The 267-nt window shown below is 59.6% G+C and carries 1 protein-coding gene; it reads left to right on the plus strand.

All coding sequences use genetic code 11. From position 1 onward, the window contains the following. Positions 1 to 267 (plus strand): ABC transporter permease subunit (locus tag SB725_RS31570; protein WP_410923363.1); only part of this gene is annotated, 267 nt, incomplete at both ends.

The following is a 267-nucleotide window of genomic DNA, read 5'->3' on the forward strand; positions in this document are numbered from 1 at the left end:
AGCGGCGATTTTGCTTGGCGCGTCTGGCTGGCAGATGTTCCGTCGCGTTACATTGCCGAACATTCGCTGGGCGCTGCTTTATGGCGTGGTGTTGACCAACGCCCGCGCAATTGGCGAGTTTGGCGCGGTGTCGGTGGTTTCCGGCTCGATTCGCGGCGAAACCCTGTCGCTGCCGTTACAGATTGAATTGCTGGAGCAGGACTACAACACCGTCGGCTCCTTTACCGCCGCCGCGCTGTTGACGCTGATGGCGATTATCACCCTGTT

It is taken from the genome of Pseudomonas sp. SIMBA_041 (genome assembly GCF_046535095.1).
Classification (GTDB): domain Bacteria; phylum Pseudomonadota; class Gammaproteobacteria; order Pseudomonadales; family Pseudomonadaceae; genus Aquipseudomonas; species Aquipseudomonas mucoides.